The sequence below is a fragment of the Hallella faecis genome (assembly GCF_018789675.1).
Taxonomy (GTDB): domain Bacteria; phylum Bacteroidota; class Bacteroidia; order Bacteroidales; family Bacteroidaceae; genus Prevotella; species Prevotella faecis.
Map to the genome: position 1 here is coordinate 60,842 of NZ_JAHKBE010000009.1, position 20,702 is coordinate 81,543.

Genomic DNA, 20,702 nt, shown 5'->3' on the forward strand with positions numbered 1-20,702 from the left:
AACACAAGAAAGGCGAGAAAATAAGTGTTTTTCTACGTTTATGCCATTCCGAACGTTATGGTCTACAGGTCGGTGGGGGAGAGGGGGCAATCGTTTCCAATCATTAAAATAACTAAATTTTACTATAATATCAAAGTTTTAGGGTAACTTTGCACCTTAAATATAAGTCATTAAACGCATGAGTTTAACAAAAATAGTGGGCCAATTCTTTAAGCCCCGCCAGTATGCACTGGAGAAACACTACACCCAGCCCGAGGCTTTGCAAGAAGCCGTGCTGCGCCACTTACTGGAAAGAGGCTCCAACACCGAATATGGCCGCAACCACCTGCTGTCGCCCAAGAACAGCTATGAGGAGTTTGCCAAGAATGTTCCGATCAACACCTACGAGGAGTTGAAGCGCGACATCGACCGCATGCGCCACGGAGAGGCCGACGTGCTGTGGCCCGGACAGGTGCAATGGTACGCCAAATCGTCGGGAACCACCAACGACAAGTCGAAGTTCATACCTGTCTCGGCCGAGGGATTGCACGACATCCACTACCAGGGTGGCAAGGACGTGGTGACCTTCTACCTCCGCAACAACCCCAACAGCCGGCTCTTCGACGGCAAGTCGCTCATACTGGGAGGCAGCCACTCGCCCAACTACAACGTGGACGGATCGCTCGTGGGCGACCTCAGCGCCATCCTCATCGAAAACATCAACCCGCTGGTAAACCTCATGCGAGTGCCCAGAAAGCGCACGGCGCTGCTATCAGACTTCGAGGTGAAGCGCGACCGTATCGCACAGGAGTGCCTGCATAAGAACATCACCAACATATCGGGTGTGCCCTCGTGGATGCTCAGCGTGCTCGTACGCGTCATGGAGCTGTCGGGAAAGAAGCACCTCGAGGAGGTGTGGCCCAACCTGGAGGTGTTCTTCCACGGAGGAATAGCCTTCACCCCCTACCGCTCACAATACGAGCAACTCATCACCTCTTCGAAGATGCACTACATGGAAACATACAACGCCTCGGAGGGATTCTTTGGCATACAAGACGACCCCACCGACCGATCGATGCTGCTCATGCTCGACTATGGTGTGTTCTACGAGTTTATTCCGCTCGAGGAAGTGGGACGCCCCGACGCCACGGTGGTGCCGCTCGAAGGGGTGGAGATTGGACGCAACTACGCCATGGTGATAACCACCAGCTGCGGATTGTGGCGATACATGATTGGCGACACGGTGGAGTTCACATCCAAACGACCCTATAAGTTCATCATCACAGGACGAACAAAATACTTCATCAACGCCTTCGGTGAGGAGCTGATCATGGACAACGCTGAGAAGGGACTGGCCTACGCCTGCGAGAAAACGGGCGCACAGGTGCTCGAATACACCGCCGCACCGGTCTACATGGACAAGAACGCCAAGTGCCGGCACCAGTGGCTCATCGAGTTTAGCAAAGACCCCGACAACCTGGAGCGGTTCGCACAGGCGCTCGACGAGAAGTTGCAGGAGCTCAACTCCGACTACGAGGCCAAGCGTTCGCACAACGTGACGTTGCAGCACCTGGAGGTGGTGAAGGCCAAAGAGGGACTGTTCAACGACTGGCTAAAGCAGAAAGGACGCCTCGGCGGACAACACAAGGTGCCCCGACTGAGCAACTCACGAAAGAACATGGATGAGCTGCTGGAGATGAACAAGGGCTAAAAACCCATGGGGAAACGGCAACCGCCATCGTGGGGAAACGGCCACACAGCGCCGCAACCCACTGATAATCAGTAAGAAAAAGCCAATTAGAAGATGAACCACAAGACAGATAACAGCAAGCAGTTACGAAAGGAAAAGCAGACGGTGACCATGCGCGCAATCAGCCTGCTGACACTTTTCGTCGCCACACTCATGCTCATGTCGTGCGCCAAGATGGGCAGCCCCGACGGAGGATGGTACGACGAGACGCCGCCACGCGTCATCGGTTGCTCACCCGCCGACAAGGGCGTCAACGTCAACCGAAGACATATCTACATCAACTTCGACGAGTTCATCAAAATAGACAACCCCTCACAGAACGTCGTCGTGTCGCCACCGCAGCTCAACCAGCCCGAAATAAAAGGACAAGGAAAGCGCATCAGCGTGGAGCTGCTCGACTCGCTGAAACCCAACACCACCTATACCATCGACTTCTCGAGCGCCATCAGCGACAACAACGAGGGAAACCCCATGGGCAGCTACACCTACAGCTTCTCAACAGGCGACCATATCGACACGCTCGAGGTGTCGGGATATGTGGTGGAAGCCAGCAACCTGGAGCCCGTGAAGGGCATTCTCGTGGGACTCTACGACAGCATCTCGAACGACTATTTCAAGAAGAAGCCCATGCTGCGCGTGTCGAAGACCGACGCCAGCGGACACTTCACCATCAAGGGCGTGGCGCCCGGAACCTACCGCATCTACGCCTTGCAGGATGCGGATGGCGACTTCGTGTTCAGCCAAAAGAGCGAAATGGTGGCTTTCCAGCACGAACGGGTCGTGCCCTCGTTCAAGGAAGACACACGACAAGACACCACATGGCTCGACTCGCTACACATTGCCAGCATCAAAACGGTGCCCTACACCCACTTCCTGCCCGACAACATCTGCCTCAGGGCATTCAACGAGGTGATGACCGACAGGTATTATCTCAAGGCCGAACGAAAGGAGGCCGACCACTTTACGCTCTTCTACACCTACGGCGACAGCATTCTGCCCAGCATCACCGGACTGAACTTCAACGCCAACAACGCCTTTATCATCGAACCAACGGAGCATAAGGACACCATCACCTATTGGCTGCGCGACACAACATTGGTGAACCAGGACACGCTGACCATGGCCCTCACGCACCACATCACCGACACGCTCGGAACGCTGCAGCTGCAAACCGACACCATCAAGATCATCTCAAAGGAAACCTACGCCAAGCGAACGAAGGACCTGAAGAAAAAGATGGAGCAATGGCAGAAGGAGCAGGACAAGCTGAAAAAGCGCGGGGAACCCTACGACACCCTCATGAGGCCCGAGCCCCTGAAGATCAACATGGCGCCCCTGGGCGAGATGGATCCCGACCAAAACATCTGGATAACGGCCAAGAAACCGCTCAACGACGTCGACACAGCCCACATACACCTCTACTCGCACCAACCCACCGACTCGCTATGGTACGCCGAGCCATACCGCATAGGCCGAAAAGACTCGCAAACCTTCGTGCTCAAGGCGGCATGGAAACCCGAAATGGAATACAGCCTGGAGATCGACAGCGCCGCCTTCCAATCCATCTACGGACAAGCCTCGATAGCCATCAAGCAGGGGGTGCGCGTCAGGTCGCTCGACAAGTACGCCACGCTCCTCATGACCCTGCAGGGCATGGAGGGGAAGCCTGTCATCGCACAGCTGCTCGACGGATCGGACCAAGTGGTCAAGGAAGCAACGACCCACAACGGGCAGGCGGAGTTCTTCTACCTCAAGGCGGGCAAATACTACATGCGAATGATTCTCGACGAAAACCAAAACGGCAAGTGGGACACGGGCGATTACGACGCCGACCGGCAGCCAGAGAAGGTCTACTACTATCCCGAGACCATTGAGTGCAGGGCCAAATGGGACCTCACGCTGACATGGAATCCCAACGCGCGTCCCTTCAACAAGCAGAAACCCGAGCAGATAACCAAGCAGAAAGGCGAAAAGGCCAAGAGCATCAAGCACCGCAACGAGGAGCGAGCCAAGAAGCTGGGCATAGAGTACATACCAAACAACAACTTGTAACACTAAGTATCATGAAACAAGCGAAAACATTTCTCCTGGCATGCTGCCTCATGCTGGCCATGCTGCCGGCAAAGGCGCAGTGTGGGTTCCATAACGACGCATTCAAGTCGGGCGAGTTTCTGTCCTATAATCTTTATTACAACTGGAAATTCGTGTGGGTGAAGGCCGGAACGGCTTCGTTCTCAACGGTTCAGAGCAAGCGCAACGGACAGCCTGCATGGCGCAGCAGCCTGATCACACGAGGCAACCAAAAGGTCGACAAGATGTTTGTGTTGCGCGACACCCTGCTGTGCTACAACACGCTCGACCTGGAGCCCATCTACTACAGAAAAGGAGCACGCGAGGGATCGCGATACACCGTAGACGAGGTGTTCTACAGCTACCCCAACGGCAAATGCCACGTGAAGCAGCACCGACAGCACGGCAACGGAACCCACTCGTGGGAGCAACACACCTACAACGACTGCGTGTTCGACATGATGAGCATCTTCCTACGCGCACGCTCGTTCAACCCAACGGGATGGCGGAAAGGGCACGACGTGAACTTCCCCATGGCCGACGGAAACGGGCGATACCCCGCCCGGCTGCGCTATGAGGGCAAGGTGAACGTCAAGACCGACGACGGACACACCTACAGATGCATCAAACTGGCATACCTCGAGAACGAGAAAGGGGAGGGATTCAAGAAAATTGTGGACTTCTTCGTCACCGACGACAAGAACCATGTGCCCGTAAGGCTCGATATGCACCTCCGCTTCGGATCGGCCAAGGCGTTCCTCACAGGAATGAAAGGAACCAAGAGCCCCATCACATCAAGGGTGAAATAAGCGGGATAAAAGCGGCCTTGTAGACCGCCTGAAGCCCCAAAACGAAACGCCACAAGCATCAGAACATTGCTGATAGCTTGTGGCGTTTTACGTGGTTACAGGCGTTTGAACCCTAAACCACAAACGGTCATTAGACCGATTTGGGTTAAAAGATATCCAAGAGCCTGACATCAAACTCTTGCGCAGTGCCTGAAACTTGATATATCTTATGCAAAAGAAACTGCCGCGTTTTCGTTATGAAAGAGGTCGTCTTTCCCATGATGAGAGCTATTTCGGATGGTTTAAAGCCGTAGCGAATCAAAACGCATAAACGGTAACAGTCTTTCGAAATCTGCTCAGTCTCAAATCTTACTATCCGAAAGTTTGGTATGGCACATTCCAGGTTTGCTATTAATTCTTCCCAATCAGCATCAGCCAACAATGTCTTGGATGGGTTGTTCAAGAAAGAGACAAAGCGTTTGTAAACGGCAGTTTGCTGTAATGAGATAAGCAAAAACAAGTAAAAGCTTTCCTATAATGCTATTTATAAGCACCATAGGAAAGCTTTCCTTGATTTTTTTCAACTGCACAATATGTTTATCGGAACGTGCGCGCTTTATGGTTGGAGCACTACGCACACTTCATCAGATACTGGTAATAATATTTACAGCTTAGTATTTTTTGATGATAGTGGCCATCATGCCTCATGGGAGCTTCCGAAGGCTTCCTTCTCGGCGGCCGCAATGATGTCCTCACGGCTTTGGGCCTTGGCGCTGATGTCGCTCAGGTCGAACTCGTTGTCAGCATTCTCGGTGCCGGCCATCGAATAGTTTTCGGCGTCACCCATCTCGCTGACGGCGGCCCTACGCTCGTCAACGGCACTTTCCCTCTCGGTGAACACACGCTCTCGGAAGGCCGTCTCGTGCTTCTCGTCGGCAACCGCTTGGGTGCCATCCGTCACGATGAACGCGGAGCTCTCGCAGGTATCGGGCAAGGCCTGCACAGGCTCCTCCTCCATCTTCGTGCGCTTGCCCTTGGCGGCAAACACGGCGTCGATGAACTGCGGCTCGCGTTTCAGCTTGTTGAGCGTGTCCTTCGAGGCCTTTTGCTGGCTTTCTTTCTTCGAGAATCCTTGTCCCTCGCAACCTGCCACGCCCTCCATGAACACCTGATAGGTGAACGTGGGGCTGCCGCTCTGGTCTCTTCCGGTGCTGATCTCGCGGAACTCCATCTTCACCTTGTTGCGCTGCGTCCACTCGATGAGCTTGCTCTTGAAGTTCACCTCCTTGTAAGCCACCTTGTCGATGTTGATCATCTGCGACAAGATTCGCTTGTTGAGGAAGCGCATGCAGGCGTCGTAGCCACAATCGAGATAGATGGCTCCCACGAGCGCCTCAAAGGCGTTGCCGCCCATGTAGCTGTTGTGCGACATGGAATGGCCGCTCGAAAGGATGAGCTTGTTGATGCCCATCTCCACCGCCAGGCGGTTGAGCGTCTCGCGAGACACCAACTTCGATCGCGTGTTGGTGAGGAATCCCTCGCGCTTTCCGGGGAAATGGTGGTAAACGATGTCGCCCACAGCGGCGTCGAGAATGGCGTCGCCCAGAAACTCCAGGCGCTCATTGTTGACTGGTTTACCCTTCTTGTTGCGGTGCATGACGCTCTTGTGCATGAGCGCCATCTTGTAATGGCTGATGTCGCGTGGAACGAAACCGATGATGTTGCGTAAAGACAAATAAAGCTCCTTGTCCTTTCGGAAAGGGAGCCTTATTGTTTCTATCAAGTCTCTGAAAACAAACACGTTCATTATTCAGCGTATTTCTTAACGATGATGCAAGCGTTGTGACCGCCAAAACCGAAGGTGTTTGACAGCGCAGCGCGCACCTCGCGCTTCTGAGCCTTGTTGAATGTGAAGTTCAGGTTATAATCGATCTCGGGATCCTCGTCGCCCTCCTCATGGTTGATGGTAGGCGGAACGATGTCGTTCTTCACGGCCATCACACAAGCCATGGCCTCTACAGCGCCGGCGGCGCCCAGCAGGTGACCGGTCATGCTCTTGGTAGAGCTGATGTTGAGCTTGAAAGCCTGCTCACCGAACACATCCTTGATGGCCTTGGCCTCAGAGATGTCGCCCACGTGTGTGGACGTTCCGTGCACGTTGATGTAGTCGATGTCGTTGACCGACATACCAGCGTCCTCGAGCGCTGCGTTCATCACGAGCTTGGCTCCGAGACCCTCGGGGTGCGACGCGGTGATGTGATAAGCGTCGGCGCTCATGCCCTCACCAGCGATCTCAGCATAGATCTTGGCGCCACGAGCCTTGGCGTGCTCCAGTTCCTCAAGCACGAGGCAACCTGCGCCCTCAGCCATGATGAATCCGTCGCGGCTGGCGCTGAACGGACGGCTGGCGTGCTCAGGATCGTCGTTACGTGTTGAGAGAGCCTTCATGGCGTTGAAACCGCCCACGCCAGTGGCGCAGATGGCACTCTCGGCACCTCCAGAGACGATGACATCGGCCTTGCCCAGACGAATCAGGTTGAATGCGTCTGCCACAGCGTGCGTCGATGATGCGCAAGCGCTTGTCGTAGCGTAGTTGGGGCCATGGAAACCAAAGTGAATGCTGATTTGTCCGGCAGCGATGTCGGAAATCATCTTCGGGATGAAGAAAGGATTGAACTTCGGACCAGCCTCGATGTGCTGACCATAGTAGACCACCTCCTCCTGGAACGTGTGGATACCGCCGATGCCCACGCCGTAAACGACGCCGATGCGGCTCTTGTCCACCGTCTCAAGGTCGAGTCCCGAGTCCTTGACACCCTGAATGGCGCTAATCATGGCCAGCTGCGTGTAGCGGTCCATCTTGCGCACCTCCTTGCGGTCCAGGTAATCGCAGACGTTGAGGTTTTTCACCTCGCAGGCGAACTTCGTCTTGAAGTTCGTCGTATCAAATTGTGTAATAGGTGCTGCGCCGCTTTTACCAGCCACGAGGTTCTGCCAGGTCTCCTCAGGCGAGTTACCGACTGGAGTAACGGCACCCAGACCTGTTACTACTACTCTCTTTAATTCCATTGATTGAAAATGATGTTAAAAGTTTAGCGTTTAGTGTGGTGACAATCTGTCGAGACAACACTAAACGCTAAACGGGATGGCTATCAACTTACTTGGCGTTCTCCTGGATATAGTTGATGGCGTCCTGCACGGTCTGAATAGTCTCAGCCTTGTCGTCAGGAATAGAGATACCGAACTCCTTCTCAAACTCCATGATCAGCTCGACGGTATCCAGTGAGTCGGCGCCCAGATCGTTAGTGAAGCTTGCCTCAGACTTAACCTCAGCCTCGTCTACACCCAGTTTGTCAACGATGATTGCCTTAACTTTTGATTCAATTTCTGACATAATTGTAAATTTTAAAATTGATTATTATTAGTTTCTTATCAAACAGGCTGCAAAGTAACTGATTTTTTGGTAAATACGCAAATATTTTTGAATAAAAGTGACTCTCGCTTGCACAAACACCCATACATTGTGCAAATATCTGTCACTATTTTATCTGTTATTTGTTGCATATCTCGAAATTAATAGGTATCTTTGCACGAAATCTAAATCACTATAAAGAATGTCATTTACAGCTCATTGCAACGTTATTTTTAACAAGGCCATCGAAGACTACCACGTCATCGACAACGTTGACACGCCTATCAACAACCCCTATGATCGCGATGAAATCGACAACCGTTTGTACCTGAAATGCTGGATTGACACCGTGCAATGGCATCTTGAGGACATCATCCGCGACCCACACATCGACCCCATTGAGGCTTTGGCACTGAAGCGCCGCATCGACCGCAGCAACCAGGACCGCACCGACCTTGTGGAGCAAATCGACTCTTACTTCCGCCAGAAGTACAGCGACGTCAAGCCTAAGGACGACGCTCGGCTGAACACCGAGAGCCCCGCATGGGCCATCGACCGCCTGAGCATTCTCGCCCTGAAGATCTACCACATGAAAGAGCAGGCCGAGCGCCACGACGCCAGCGAAGAGCACCGCCAGCGCTGCCAGGACAAGTTGGCCATCCTGTTGGAGCAACAGAAGGACCTGGGCACTGCCATCGACCAGCTGCTGGAGGACATTGAGGCTGGAAGGAAGTACATGAAAGTGTACCGCCAAATGAAGATGTACAACGACCCCAGCACCAACCCAGTGCTCTACGGGAACAAAAAATGAAGACAGACCACATTCTTGTCATACGCTTCTCGGCCATGGGCGATGTGGCCATGACCGTGCCAGTGGTGTGCGCACTTGCCCACCAATACCCGCACGTGCGCATCACCGTGCTGTCGCGGCCCTTTGCCCGTCCGTTCTATGAGAACCTTGCGCCCAACGTGGGGTTCATGGGAGCCGACACCAAAGGCGAGTACCATGGCATCAAGGGGCTCAACGCGCTCTACCGCAGGCTCACGGCGAAGAACTTCACAGCCATCGCCGACCTCCACAACGTGCTGCGCTCCGACTACCTGCGTATGCGATTCAACCTCGACCGCTACCGTGTGGCCCATCTCGACAAGCACCGTCCAGAGCGCCGACAACTCACCTCGGCCAACAACAAGGTGCTCGAGCCGCTGCCCACAGCCTTTGAGAACTACGCCCAAGTGTTCGAGAAGTTGGGCTACCCCATCGACATGAGCCAAACCTATCCGCTCATGCCCACGGCGGCCAGCCTCAGGCAGCTGCCAGCCGAGATAGGCGAGAAGAAGCCATTCCAGCAGTGGATAGGTATCGCGCCATTTGCGGCGCACCGCGGAAAGGCATATCCCATCGAGAAGATGGAGCAAGTGGTGGCCACACTGATCCACAACCACCCGTCGTGCCGCATATTCCTCTTCGGAGGAGGCGACAAGGAGAAGCAGCTCATCAGCGGCATCACCGAGCGCCACGCCAACTGCGTGAACGTGCCGGCGTTGCTCCACGGACTCACCGAGGAGCTCATGCTCATGAGCCATCTCGATGTCATGGTGAGCATGGACAGCGCCAACATGCACATGGCCTCGCTCGCGGGCACCACGGTGGTCAGCGTGTGGGGCGCCACGCATCCCTACGCAGGTTTCTTGGGCTGGAAACAGTCGATGGACAACGCCGTGCAGCTCGACATGCCCTGCCGCCCATGTTCCATCTTCGGCAACAAGAAATGCCTCAGGGGCGACCATGCCTGCATGATGACCCTCGACCCCCAGCTTATAATAAATAAGGTGGAGGCCAACCTGTAAGCCACATCTATCCTTCTCACATTTTACACTACGCCACACTCGGACCGATAGGATTCACGCCGTGAACCTACGCTCCGAGTGTGGCGTTTTTTATTATGCTTGTTTGTCGCAAATAGGTTGTTGAAAACCCTGTGGATAACTGGCTGAAAAGCGTAGGGATAACCCTGTGCATAACCTCGGGGTTATCCACACTTCAGGTCCACACCCTGAAAATCGTGGATATCAACAGGGTTATGCAAAAGATTATAGTCATTTTTCCACAGTTTTTGATGGGGAAAAGATATAAACTTATTAACTTTGCATACATAACAATAATTGTGGATAAACGGCTAAGGGATTGATAATCAACCGGAAGATATGATTGACGTATGTGGATAAGCCCACTCATTGTGTGGATAGCGGGAAAGGCGCTTTTGGGGCGTTTCAGTTATCAACATTTCCACAGGCTATCATCATACTCTTTTATTTTTTCTTTTAAAATAAAAAAAGAAAGATAATAATAAAAGGGCGTTGAAAACCATCCCGGCATGAAACGAAAACAGATATGGTAAAACAAAGCTGGAAGGAGAAAGGATTCGTAGATGAGCCTGTCGATAGCTCGCTCGACCTGAAGAAGGAGATTCGAAAACTGTGCCAAGAGAAGGATGCCATCATCCTGGCCCACTACTACACCACCGGCGACATACAGGACATTGCCGACTTTGTGGGCGATTCTTTGGCTTTGGCGCGCAAGGCTGCCGAGGCCGACGCCAAGGTGATGGTGATGTGTGGCGTGCATTTCATGGCCGAGACGTGTAAGTTGCTCTCGCCCGACAAGACGGTGCTCTGCCCCGATCTCACCGCGGGCTGCTCGCTGGCCGACAGTTGCAAGGCCGCCGACCTGAAGGCTTTCAAGGCCGAGCATCCCGGCTATCAGGTGGTGAGCTATGTCAACACCACGGCTGCCGTGAAGGCGCTCACCGATTGTGTGGTGACCTCTGGCAACGCCAAGAAGGTCATCGACAGCTTCCCCGCCGACGCCAAGATCATCTTTGGCCCCGACTATAACCTGGGCAACTACATCAACTCGGTGACGGGCCGCAGCATGCTGCTTTGGAATGGCGGTTGCCATGTGCACGAGAAATTCTCGGTATCGGAGATCGTGAAGCTCAAGGCCGAGCATCCTGAGGCCGTTGTCATGGCCCATCTGGAGTGTAAGGCGCCTGTGCTGGCCGTGGCCGACGTAAAGGGGGCCACCGCCACCATGCTCAAGTATGCTCAGGAGCATCCCGAGACGCGCTCGTTTATCGTGGCCACCGAGGCGGGCATCCTCCACGAGTTGCAGCGCACCTGTCCCAACCAGGAGTTCATTCCCGTGCCTCCCGAGGTGTCGGAGGGCTCGTTGGGCTGTTCGTGCAACGAGTGCGAATACATGAAGAAAAACACGTTGCAGAAGATCTACAACGCGCTGAAGGAGGGATGGCCGGCCATCGAGATCGACGCCGACGTGGCGCGCGACGCCGTGAAACCCATCAAGCGAATGCTCGAACTGAGTTAGTGGCGCAGCTTCTGCCAGGCTTTTTTCATGGCCCACGGTCCGTAGAGGCCCATGAGGAAGGCCAATGGCACATACACCACCGGGGGCAGGCTCACAAAGTGGAGCAGCACCTGGAGGGCCGCAATTTGGAAGAAGCCGCTATAAAGGTAAATGGTATAGGTGTACCCAAAGAGGTGGTCGAGCGCATGGGTGCCTCGGCGCTCGTAGAGCAGCGCCAGGCCGATGCTCATCAGGATGCCGTTGAGCGCCATGAGCAGGTCGGTCAGCGAGCCTTGGGGCACATACATCAATAGGACAGACAGAGCCAGTGTCGTGATGAAAACCATCGCGGCATTGGCTTTTTTGATGGCCGTTTCCACGCGCGACGCTTGGTACTGGTAGCCCAAGGCGAAATAGAACAGGTAGAACACCACGCCGACGATGTTGAGCAGGCTGTCCTTTGCGAAGGGCATCAGGCAGTCGACCACGCCCAATGCGCCCAGCGCCACCATGCCGCCCGTGGTGGTGGCATGCCGTCCCAGGGTCTTTCGCGCCAAGATAAACACGATGAACACGAGAAACAACGTGGGCATGAACCAATAGGCGCCAAACACGTTGTGGTAGGGAATGAGCAGCTGGTCGAGGTAGTCGTGAAGGTTGAGTTGGATGGGACGCACGCTATAACGCGACATCAGGGCCTTGGGAACGAAGAACAGGCTGCTGATGACCACATAGGGCACCAACAACCGTCGGGCCTTGCGCGCCATGTATCCGGTGCGCCCAGAGAGTTGCAGATGGGCCAAGTCGCCATGCACATACTTGAGCAGGTAGCCCGATATAAAGAAGAACAGGGGCATGTGGAACCCGTAGATCCATCTTATGAAGGGTGTGTCGCTGGGAAATTGGTAGAAGGAATGGCCCAGCACCACAAGGATAATGCCGAACGTTTGTAGGAACAATATGTCGCGTAGTTGCTTCATCGCTCAATGACTTGAATGTTTTTCCCATCCACAATCCACACGTGGTCGTAGCCCTCGCGTAGCTTTTCCTGTGCCATCTGTTGTGGGTTGTTGTCGGGTGTCGTTATGGTTGCGTGCAGTTCTTGCGGCCATTTGCCTCCCGTTTGCCACACCACGGCGTTGCCCCATCCGTAGGAGTCGTAGGGTATTACGCAGAAACTCGAGTATTTGTGCTCTCCATGGTCCACACAGATGCAATGCACGCGGTGTGTGGGCTTGTGCGTCTGCCTGATGGTTTCGAGGGCCATTTGGTAGCCGTCCATGCCCGATTGGTACGCCTTTTCCCAATGGCGTGCGCCGACGGCGATCGCCGACACGACATAAAGAATCAGGGCGCCCAGTGCCGTCCTCCTGATGTTTCCCTCCTTGGGCATGAGCCATCCGGCCAGCAAGGCCAGTGGGGCCAGTCCGGCATAGGCGTGCATGGTGCTGAAGAGGGTTAGCAGGTGGGGGGCGACGGCCACCAGCGAGGCTGCCAACAGGCCCCACAACCGCCTGTCGCAGCGCCTACGGTAGGCGTTGAGAAGGTTCAGCGCGAAGTAGGGTGCCGACAGGGTGAATGTGAGCAAGAGGTAAGGCACGTTGCGGCTCGGGCGATGGAACACGCTGACAAAGTCGAAAGAGGTATAGGATAACAGCACATATTTGGCCACGTTGGATAGCCTTCCGGCCAGGGAAATGTTGAAATACGCGTTCTCTTCCTTTTCATAGCTATTGGGCAATGCGAGTCGGAGGGTTCCGTAAACGATGAGCAGGCCCATCGCCCACGCCAGATGCCGACAGGCTTGTCGCCCAGAAACCTTGTTGAAAAGCCAGCCCACCCAAGGGCTAATGAACAGCCACATGGCGCCGTTCTCCTTGCACAGGGTGGCCGTGGCGCACAGCAGGAGCCACGAGGGAATGGCGTGGCGCTTGCCGCTGAGGTACACCCACAGGGCGGCCAAGCCCCAACAGGAGGCGTACGTTTGGTTGAGCGAGTCGATGGAGAGCAGTGTGCCGAGGATGGCGGGCGACACATAGTGGATCGTGGCTGCCGTGAGGCGCGCTGCCGGGTGGAAGTCCAACCGTCGGGCTATGAGCCAAACCCACAGCGTTGCCAGAGCGTGTCCGAGGTAGACGCAGAGGTGGTTGAGTGTGGGAAACCAACGGTCGCCCATCGCCACGACATAGCCGAACGCACCGTCGAAGGGTCGCCAATAGTCGCCATACGGCAGGAGATACTTCCAAAAGTCGGGGTCGGTGTTGGGATAGGTGGTGTAGGTCCAATCGTCGAAGGTGGGACGTAGCAGCGTCAGCGTGTAGACCACGGCGGGCGCGGTAAGCAGCATCAGCGCAAATGCGATTCTCTCTTGGCGGCTTGTGGGCATGGTCGTGGTTAGTTGATGATGGCCACCTTGCATACTACCCCTGTCTCGCCATCGGCCGTGGCCACCGCCACCATGTAGACGCCACTGGCCACACGGCGTCCGTCGCGGTCCAATCCATACCATTTGTATTGGTTTCCGTTGGCTTTTCCTTCGCTCACGAGCGATCCGTTGGCCGTCAGGATCTTCACGTCGGCGTTGTTTTCAAGGCCCGTAATTGTGATGGGGCCAGCGTAGTCGGGGCGCACGGGGTTGGGATAAGCATACACGTTGTCCTTCGTCATGCCGTCGCCGCTGGGGATGGGTGCCGTGTAGGAGCATAGGCCCTTGTCGGTTCCTATGAACAGCTCACCGCTTTTCTCGTCGAGGGCCAGCGCCAGGATGTTGTCGGAGAGGAGAGGGCTGTTGCTGGCCGTGAAGTGTTGCAGCTGCGATATGTTGTCGCTGCCAATGAGGTAGATGCCCGCCCCTCCCGTTCCAAACCACTTTCGGTTGGCCTTGTCGATGACACAGGCGGTGATGTCGGTGCCTGCCAGCAGGTAGTCGGCGTAGTTGGTACCGTCGTTGCGGGGCACTTTCACCTGCGTCATGATCGGGATATTGGCCGTAATCTGGTCTGTTTCGAGCATGAGCGGTCCCTGGTTGGTTCCTATCCACATGTTTCCGTTGGTGTCTTCGGCGATGCATCGCACATTGTTGAGCATCACCTCGGTTCCGTCTTGGTTGGTGAACGACTTGTAGCTGTTCATTCCATTGTTGGTGAAGTCGTAGGCGAAGAACGAGGGCGTGACGTGGTTGTTGTTGACAAACCACATCAGTCCACGACTGTCGATCGTCATGTCTTTCAGGTCGCCGAGGCTTTTGTTGCTGAATCCGCCATCGTTGAGTCCCATCAGTTCCGTTCGGTCGCGGTTCACCCACTCTCCATCGGCGGTGAGCTCTATCAGCGATCGCGATGGCGCCTGGCTGTTGAGCATCCACAGGTTGCCGTCGTTGTCATACTTGAGGCCCGTCACCAATTGGTATTCCTTGTCCGAATTGTTGTACGATTGGATGGGCGAGTTCTCGTTGTTGTAGTAGGCCACGAAGCGCCCATTGCTGAATTCGTAGAGGCCGTTGCGGCCTGCCGCCATGACATGGTTGCTGTTCTTGGGGTCGACGTCTATGGCGAGAATGTCTTGGTAGCGTCGTCCAGTGATGGCTTCTATGTCGTCTTGGTAGATGGTCCATGTGTTGTTTTCGAGCACCTGTATGCTTCCGGGCTTCACATCGAACGTTCCATTGCAACTGAACAGCTTGTTGCCGTAGAGCTTTAGGAATCCGCAGTAGTTGGTCTTTGGGCCCCCAGGCGCAAGCGTCTTCACGATGTTGAGCAATTCCTCGTCCATGGTTTTCTTACGCCACACGTAGTTTCCCGATCGCGTCCATTGGTTGGGGTCGAGGAGGTTGGCCGTGAGCGGCGCGCGATACATGCCGTTTGCCATGCTGGCGGCATAGAGGTATCCGTCCTTGATGTAGCTGTAGTTCACCTTGAATCCCAGTTGGTAGGTGTCGCTGATATTCCCATTGGCCACGTTGATCTTCACTATGCCGAAGCCCGTCGAGAGGTATGCGTAAGCGCCGTCTACGTAGATGTCGTTGACGGTCTTGTCGGTGGTCATCGTCTTGTTCATGTAGTCGGCCATGTTCACCACGTTGCCGTTGGCCTCCAGCAGGTCGATGTTGTAATTGGAGTAGACTATGACGAGCCGTTTGGCTTTCTGGCACCATGCTATGTGGGCAATGCCGCAATCGGAGAGCGCATTGATTTTGTCGTAGGTTTGCAGGCTCTGGTCGCTCGTGTCGTAGCTGTAAAGGCCCTCTGAGGCCAGCACATAGATCATGTTTCCCGATGCGCGCTCTATCTCCGTGGGCTCGCTGTAGGCCAGGTAGCTTTTCCATTGTGCGTTGGCGGGTAGCGAAACGAGGGTCGACAGCATCGTGATGCAGATGCTGGCCCATAGCCTTTTGCCCCAAGATGCAGGCTTGTGGGCTAACGCGTTGGGTCGATGGGTATGTTGGTTGGTGGTGAAAAGATGAATCATAATCGTTGTATTACATATATAATATGTAAACGAGAAAACCTCCGTTCTATTGTTTGAAAGCCTCGTTGGGGTGATAAAAAAAGAGCAGTTCGTTGGTTGGAACTGCTCTTTATATAGGTAACATGTTTGTGTCTATCCCTCGGTCTTGAGCCATTCGGCCAGTTTCTTCACAGCCCTGGCGCGGTGGCTTATTTGGTTTTTAATTTCCTCGCCGAGCTCCGCAAAGCTCTTGTCGTAGCCTTCGGGAATGAATACGGGGTCGTATCCGAAGCCTTCCGAGCCATGCTTCTCGCGGTCGATCCGTCCTTCCACGACGCCCTCAAACTGGTATTCGCGGCTACACACGGGGTTTCCGCCTTCCATCTGTATGAGTGAGATGACGGTGCGGAATCGCGCCTTGCGGTTGTCGTTGTCGCCCAGTTCACGGAGCAGCTTGGCCATGTTGGCCTCGCTGTTGTGGTCGGTCCCCTCGGCGTAGCGTGCCGAGTGCACACCGGGAGCGCCTCCCAGGGCGTCGACCTCCAGTCCTGTGTCATCGGCGAAGCAGTCGATGTGGTAATGGTCGAAGACATACTCGGCCTTTTGATGCGCGTTGGCTTCCAGGGTGTTGCCCGTTTCGGGAATATCCTCGTGGCAACCGATGTCGGCCAACGATAGGATCTCAAACTGGTCGTCCAAGATCTCCCTGATTTCCTGGAGCTTGTGCTGGTTGTTGGTTGCGAACACTATTTTCATTTCGCTGCTATTTTTTTGTTTTTCTTATCCTTGGGCAAGCTCACCTTGATCTTGTCGAATCCCTCTCCATACACACCGATGACGGCCGATTGCGATACGAAAGCGTTCGGGTCGATCATCTTGATGAGTCGGAAGATGGTGGTGCTCTCCCGCTTTTTGGCAAGGATACACAGCACCTTCATGTCTTGTCCGGTGTACCAGCCGTGTCCGTCGAGAATGGTCACTCCATGGTCCATTTCCATACCGATGGCGTTGGCTATCTCTTGGTATTTCTTGGAGAATATCATGAACTGCACCGATTCGCGCCGTGCGTTCATCACATAGTCGAGCGTGAAGTTCTCGATGGCCATGGTGCATAGTCCGAACACCACCATGTGCACGCGGTCGAGGCCCGCTCCAAACTGCGGGATGAACAGGCAGGATCCGATGATGATGAAGTCGACACCGATGAGCACTTGTCCCAACGACAGGTTATAGTACTTGTTGACCGATGCGGCAATGATGTCGGTTCCGCCCGTCGATCCATTGTTCATGAACACGATGGCGAGCGACGTTCCTGTGAGCGTACATCCTATGAGGAGCGACATGAAGTCTTGGCCTTCGCCTAAGATCTTCACATAGCTGCCGTCGGGATTGGTGGGAGCGATCGAACCAGCCAGCCAGAGCAGGAAGGCGAGCATGAAGATGGCGTAGATGGTTTTCAGCAGAAACTTCAGGCCCAATATCTTCAAGGCCACCACGAGCAGCAATCCGTTGATCACCATGTAGGTGTCTTGGATGGGTATTTTTGTGGCGTAGAACACGATGGCCGCCGTACCCGTCACGCCACCCGTCACAATCTTGTAGGGCATGAGGAAGATTGTGAAGGCGAAGGCGTAGAGCATGAGGCCGAGGGTGATGAAGACGTAGTCCTCTACCTCTTTCCAAATGAGCTGGTTCTTGATCTTCATTTACTTGATAACGATGTTGATGATTTTACGGGGTACCACGATGACCTTCACGATGTTCTTGCCCTCGGTGTACTTGTTGCTTCTCTCGTCTTCGAGTGTGGCCTTCTCGATGTCGTCCTTCGTGGCGTTGGCGGCAAACGTCTTTTGGAAACGCGCCTTGCCGTTGAAGCTGACGGTCATCTGGATCTCGTTCTCCACAAGATACTTCTCGTTCCACTCGGGCCACTGTGCGTCGCAAACGGTGGTTTGCTCGCCCAGCTGGTGCCACAGCTCCTCGGCGATGTGGGGAGCGAACGGTGCGACGAGGATGACCAGCGTGCGCAGCAACTCGCGGTTGTGGCACTGCTGCTGGCCCAACTCGTTCACGCAGATCATGAAGGCCGAGATCGACGTGTTGTAGCTGAACGACTCGATGTCCTGCGTTACTTTCTTGATGAGCTTGTGCACGCTCTTGAGCGACTCCTTCGAGGGCTCCTGCTCGTCGACGATCCACTGGTCGGTGCGGTTGTCCCAAAACAGGTTCCAGAACTTCTTGAGGAAGCGGAAACAGCCGTCGATGCCGTTGGTGTCCCAAGGCTTGGAAGCCTCCACCGGGCCGAGGAACATCTCGTAGAGGCGCAGCGTATCGGCTCCATAGTCGTTCACGATGTCGTCGGGGTTGACCACGTTGTACATCGATTTCGACATCTTCTCGATGGCCCAGCCACACACATACTTGCCGTCCTCGAGGATAAACTCGGCGTTCTTGTACTCGGGGCTCCAGTTCTTGAAGGCCTCGATGTCGAGGATATCGTTCTTCACCAGGTTCACCCAAGCGTGGATGGGGGTCACATCCTTGTAGTTCTTGCGCAGGCCGGCCGACACGAACACGGGCTTCTCTGCCGTGCTCAGCTCGTTGACGCGGTACACGAAGTTGCTTCGTCCCTGGATCATGCCCTGGTTGATGAGCTTCTGGTAGGGCTCCTCCTCGCAGCTCACGTTGTAGTCGTGGAGCACCTTGTTCCAGAAACGCGAGTAGATGAGGTGACCTGTGGCGTGCTCGGTGCCGCCCACATAGAGGTCTACATGGCGCCAATACTCATCGGCCTTCTCCGACACCAGTTGCTTGTCGTTGTGCGGATCCATGTAGCGCAGGTAGTAGGCCGACGATCCGGCGAAGCCAGGCATGGTGTAGAGGTCGATGGGGAACACGGTCGTGTTGTCGATGAGGGTCTTGTCGACCACCTCGTTCTTGGTGGTGTCCCACGCCCATTTCTCGGCGCGTCCCAATGGTGGCTCACCGCTCTCCGTGGGCTTATATTCCTTGATCTCAGGCAGTTGGATAGGCAGGCACTCCTCAGGAATCATCTGTGGCATGCCATCCTTGTAGTAAACGGGGAAGGGCTCGCCCCAGTATCTCTGTCGGCTGAAGATGGCGTCGCGCAGGCGATAGTTCACCTTGACGCGTCCGAGGTGGTGGCTGGTAACAAACTCCTTGGTCTTGGCGATGGCCTCCTTCACGGTGCATCCGTTGAGGCTGAATCCGTCGAGCGTCTCCTTGCCGGCCACGGGCGAGTTCATAACGATGCCCTCCTTGGCGTCGAAGCTCTCCTCCGACACGTCGGCACCCTCGATGAGGGGAATGATGGGCAGGTTGAAATGCTTGGCGAAGGCGTAGTCGCGCGAGTCGTGGGCAGGCACGGCCATGATGGCGCCCGTGCCGTATCCGGCAAGCACGTATTCGGAAATCCACACGGGGATGTTCTCGCCGGTGAAGGGATTGACGGCGTAGGAGCCGCTGAACACACCCGTCACCTTGTGGTCCGACATGCGGTCGAGCTCGGTACGGCTCTTCACATAGTCGAGATACTGGTCGACCTCGGCCTTCTGCTCAGCCGTGGTCATGGTGGCCACGAGCTCGCTCTCGGGGGCCAGCACCATGAACGTAACGCCGAAGATGGTGTCGGCGCGTGTGGTGAAGATGGTGAACGACTCGTCGGTGCCGGCAATCTTAAACTGCATCTCGGTACCCTCCGAGCGTCCGATCCAGTTGCGCTGCGTCTCCTTGATCGAGTCGCTCCACTCCACGGTGTTGAGGCCGTCGAGCAAACGCTGGGCGTAGGCCGACACGCGGAGGCACCACTGGCTCATCTTCTTCTGCACCACGGGGAATCCGCCGCGCACCGATACACCTTCCACCACCTCGTCGTTGGCCAGCACGGTGCCCAGTCCGGCGCACCAGTTGACCATCGTCTCGCCCTTGTAGGCGATGCGGTAGTTCATCAGCGTCTCTTCCTTTTGCTTCTCGCCCATTGCCTTCCACTCGTCGGCCGTGAACGAGAGCTCCTCGCTCTGCGCCACGTTGAGGCCCTCGGTGCCCTGCTTCTCAAAGTGCTCCACCAGTTGGCTGATGGGCAGTGCCTTCTGCTGGCCGTTGTCGTAGAACGACATGAACATCTTTTGGAAGGCCCATTGTGTCCAGTGGTAATAGCCGGGGTCGCATGTGCGCACCTCGCGGTCCCAGTCGAAGCAGAATCCGATCTTGTCGAGCTGCTCGCGATAGTGGTTGATGTTTGCCTCGGTGGTGATGGCCGGGTGCTGGCCGGTCTTGATGGCATACTGCTCGGCGGGCAGCCCGTAAGCGTCGTATCCCATGGGGTTGAGCACGTTGAAGCCACACTGGCGCTTGTAGCGTGCGTATATGTCGCTGGCAATATAGCCTAAGGGGTGGCCCACATGCAAGCCTGCTCCCGACGGATAGGGGAACATGTTGAGCACGTAGAACTTCTTGCGGTTAGCATCCTCTGTAACCTTGTAGGTCTTCTGTTCTACCCAAGTTTTTTGCCATTTTTTCTCAATCTCTCTGAAATCGTAGTTCATTGTGTTATTGTGTTTTTGTTTTTTTTCTGTATAAATATAACTGCTGCTATAATTAAAGATGTCTGCAAAGATACTTTAAAATGCAGAGAAATCAAAGCGAAAGGATGAGTTTTTCTTGGTTTATCAGCTATTTGGGGAGCAATTTGCGGGGTTCTTTCTTCGCCACGCTTTGTAACCGCCAGCTTGAACCCAAACATATATATAAACCCCCTTTTACACCAGCAGGATAAAAACGCTATACTGTTTATAGAGAAAATCGTCATTAGACCGAAACTAAAGTTTCGGATTTAGTTTCAAACGGGCTGAATGATCGTTCAAACCGAAT

At 54.8% G+C, this 20,702-nt stretch carries 16 protein-coding genes; 6 read left to right on the forward strand and 10 right to left on the reverse strand.

What is annotated here, in order from left to right; all coding sequences use genetic code 11:
* Window positions 1-178 precede the first annotated feature (178 nt).
* The 3 genes from KM934_RS03885 to KM934_RS03895 all read left to right on the forward strand — a co-directional run bounded on the left by KM934_RS03885 (window position 179) and on the right by KM934_RS03895 (window position 4,608).
* Window positions 179-1,690: a GH3 auxin-responsive promoter family protein gene (locus KM934_RS03885; RefSeq protein WP_215759311.1), complete on the forward strand. Its 1,512-nt coding sequence runs from the start codon at window positions 179-181 to the stop codon at window positions 1,688-1,690.
* 150 nt (window positions 1,691-1,840) lie between these two features.
* Window positions 1,841-3,781: an Ig-like domain-containing protein gene (locus KM934_RS03890; protein ID WP_252344884.1), complete on the forward strand. Its 1,941-nt coding sequence runs from the start codon at window positions 1,841-1,843 to the stop codon at window positions 3,779-3,781.
* Between the two features lie 11 nt (window positions 3,782-3,792).
* Entirely contained in the window at window positions 3,793-4,608 is an 816-nt protein-coding gene (locus KM934_RS03895; protein WP_215759312.1) for a DUF3108 domain-containing protein, read from the forward strand.
* A 410-nt stretch (window positions 4,609-5,018) separates the two neighbouring features.
* On the opposite strand, the gene KM934_RS03900 is transcribed toward KM934_RS03895, so the two are convergent.
* The 4 genes from KM934_RS03900 to KM934_RS03915 all read right to left on the reverse strand — a co-directional run bounded on the left by KM934_RS03900 (window position 5,019) and on the right by KM934_RS03915 (window position 7,981).
* A complete protein-coding gene (locus tag KM934_RS03900) occupies window positions 5,019-5,171 on the reverse strand; it encodes a hypothetical protein (protein WP_215759313.1) in 153 nt (50 codons plus the stop codon).
* A 113-nt stretch (window positions 5,172-5,284) separates the two neighbouring features.
* On the reverse strand, window positions 5,285-6,394 hold the full coding sequence (rnc, locus tag KM934_RS03905; RefSeq protein WP_215759314.1) for a ribonuclease III: 1,110 nt from the start codon (window positions 6,392-6,394) through the stop codon (window positions 5,285-5,287).
* Window positions 6,394-7,656, reverse strand: a complete 1,263-nt coding sequence (gene fabF / locus KM934_RS03910; protein ID WP_215759315.1) for a beta-ketoacyl-ACP synthase II — start codon at window positions 7,654-7,656, stop codon at window positions 6,394-6,396. The genes rnc and fabF overlap by 1 nt, the downstream gene beginning before the upstream one ends.
* An 88-nt stretch (window positions 7,657-7,744) precedes the next feature.
* Window positions 7,745-7,981, reverse strand: a complete 237-nt coding sequence (locus tag KM934_RS03915) for an acyl carrier protein (protein WP_215759316.1) — start codon at window positions 7,979-7,981, stop codon at window positions 7,745-7,747.
* Window positions 7,982-8,201: 220 nt separating this feature from the next.
* On the opposite strand from KM934_RS03915, the gene KM934_RS03920 reads away from it, so the two are divergent.
* From KM934_RS03920 to nadA, 3 genes are all read left to right on the forward strand, one after another.
* Window positions 8,202-8,810 (forward strand): DUF4254 domain-containing protein, encoded by a 609-nt coding sequence (locus KM934_RS03920; protein WP_215759317.1) that lies wholly within the window; start codon window positions 8,202-8,204, stop codon window positions 8,808-8,810.
* A complete protein-coding gene (locus tag KM934_RS03925; protein WP_215759318.1) occupies window positions 8,807-9,850 on the forward strand; it encodes a glycosyltransferase family 9 protein in 1,044 nt (347 codons plus the stop codon). The genes KM934_RS03920 and KM934_RS03925 overlap by 4 nt, the downstream gene beginning before the upstream one ends.
* 544 nt (window positions 9,851-10,394) lie before the next feature.
* Window positions 10,395-11,387, forward strand: a complete 993-nt coding sequence (gene nadA / locus KM934_RS03930) for a quinolinate synthase NadA (protein ID WP_215759319.1) — start codon at window positions 10,395-10,397, stop codon at window positions 11,385-11,387.
* On the opposite strand, the gene KM934_RS03935 is transcribed toward nadA, so the two are convergent.
* The 6 genes from KM934_RS03935 to leuS form a co-directional block, all read right to left on the reverse strand.
* A complete protein-coding gene (locus tag KM934_RS03935) occupies window positions 11,384-12,346 on the reverse strand; it encodes an acyltransferase family protein (RefSeq protein WP_215759320.1) in 963 nt (320 codons plus the stop codon). The genes nadA and KM934_RS03935 overlap by 4 nt on opposite strands.
* Window positions 12,343-13,752: a hypothetical protein gene (locus tag KM934_RS03940; RefSeq protein WP_215759321.1), complete on the reverse strand. Its 1,410-nt coding sequence runs from the start codon at window positions 13,750-13,752 to the stop codon at window positions 12,343-12,345. Before KM934_RS03940 ends, KM934_RS03935 begins: the two co-directional genes overlap by 4 nt.
* Before the next feature lie 8 nt (window positions 13,753-13,760).
* Complete coding sequence (gene porZ / locus KM934_RS03945) at window positions 13,761-15,833, reverse strand: type IX secretion system anionic LPS delivery protein PorZ (RefSeq protein WP_252344882.1); 2,073 nt, start codon at window positions 15,831-15,833, stop codon at window positions 13,761-13,763.
* Window positions 15,834-15,965: 132 nt separating this feature from the next.
* A complete protein-coding gene (locus KM934_RS03950) occupies window positions 15,966-16,568 on the reverse strand; it encodes a non-canonical purine NTP diphosphatase (protein WP_215759322.1) in 603 nt (200 codons plus the stop codon).
* The gene (locus KM934_RS03955) at window positions 16,565-17,518 is read right to left on the reverse strand and encodes a YitT family protein (RefSeq protein WP_215759323.1); all 954 of its coding nucleotides are present in this window, start codon (window positions 17,516-17,518) and stop codon (window positions 16,565-16,567) included. Before KM934_RS03955 ends, KM934_RS03950 begins: the two co-directional genes overlap by 4 nt.
* Window positions 17,519-20,377 carry a leucine--tRNA ligase gene (gene leuS / locus KM934_RS03960; protein ID WP_215759324.1) on the reverse strand — a complete coding sequence of 953 codons (2,859 nt, stop codon included), beginning with the start codon at window positions 20,375-20,377 and terminating at the stop codon, window positions 17,519-17,521.
* Window positions 20,378-20,702 lie beyond the last annotated feature (325 nt).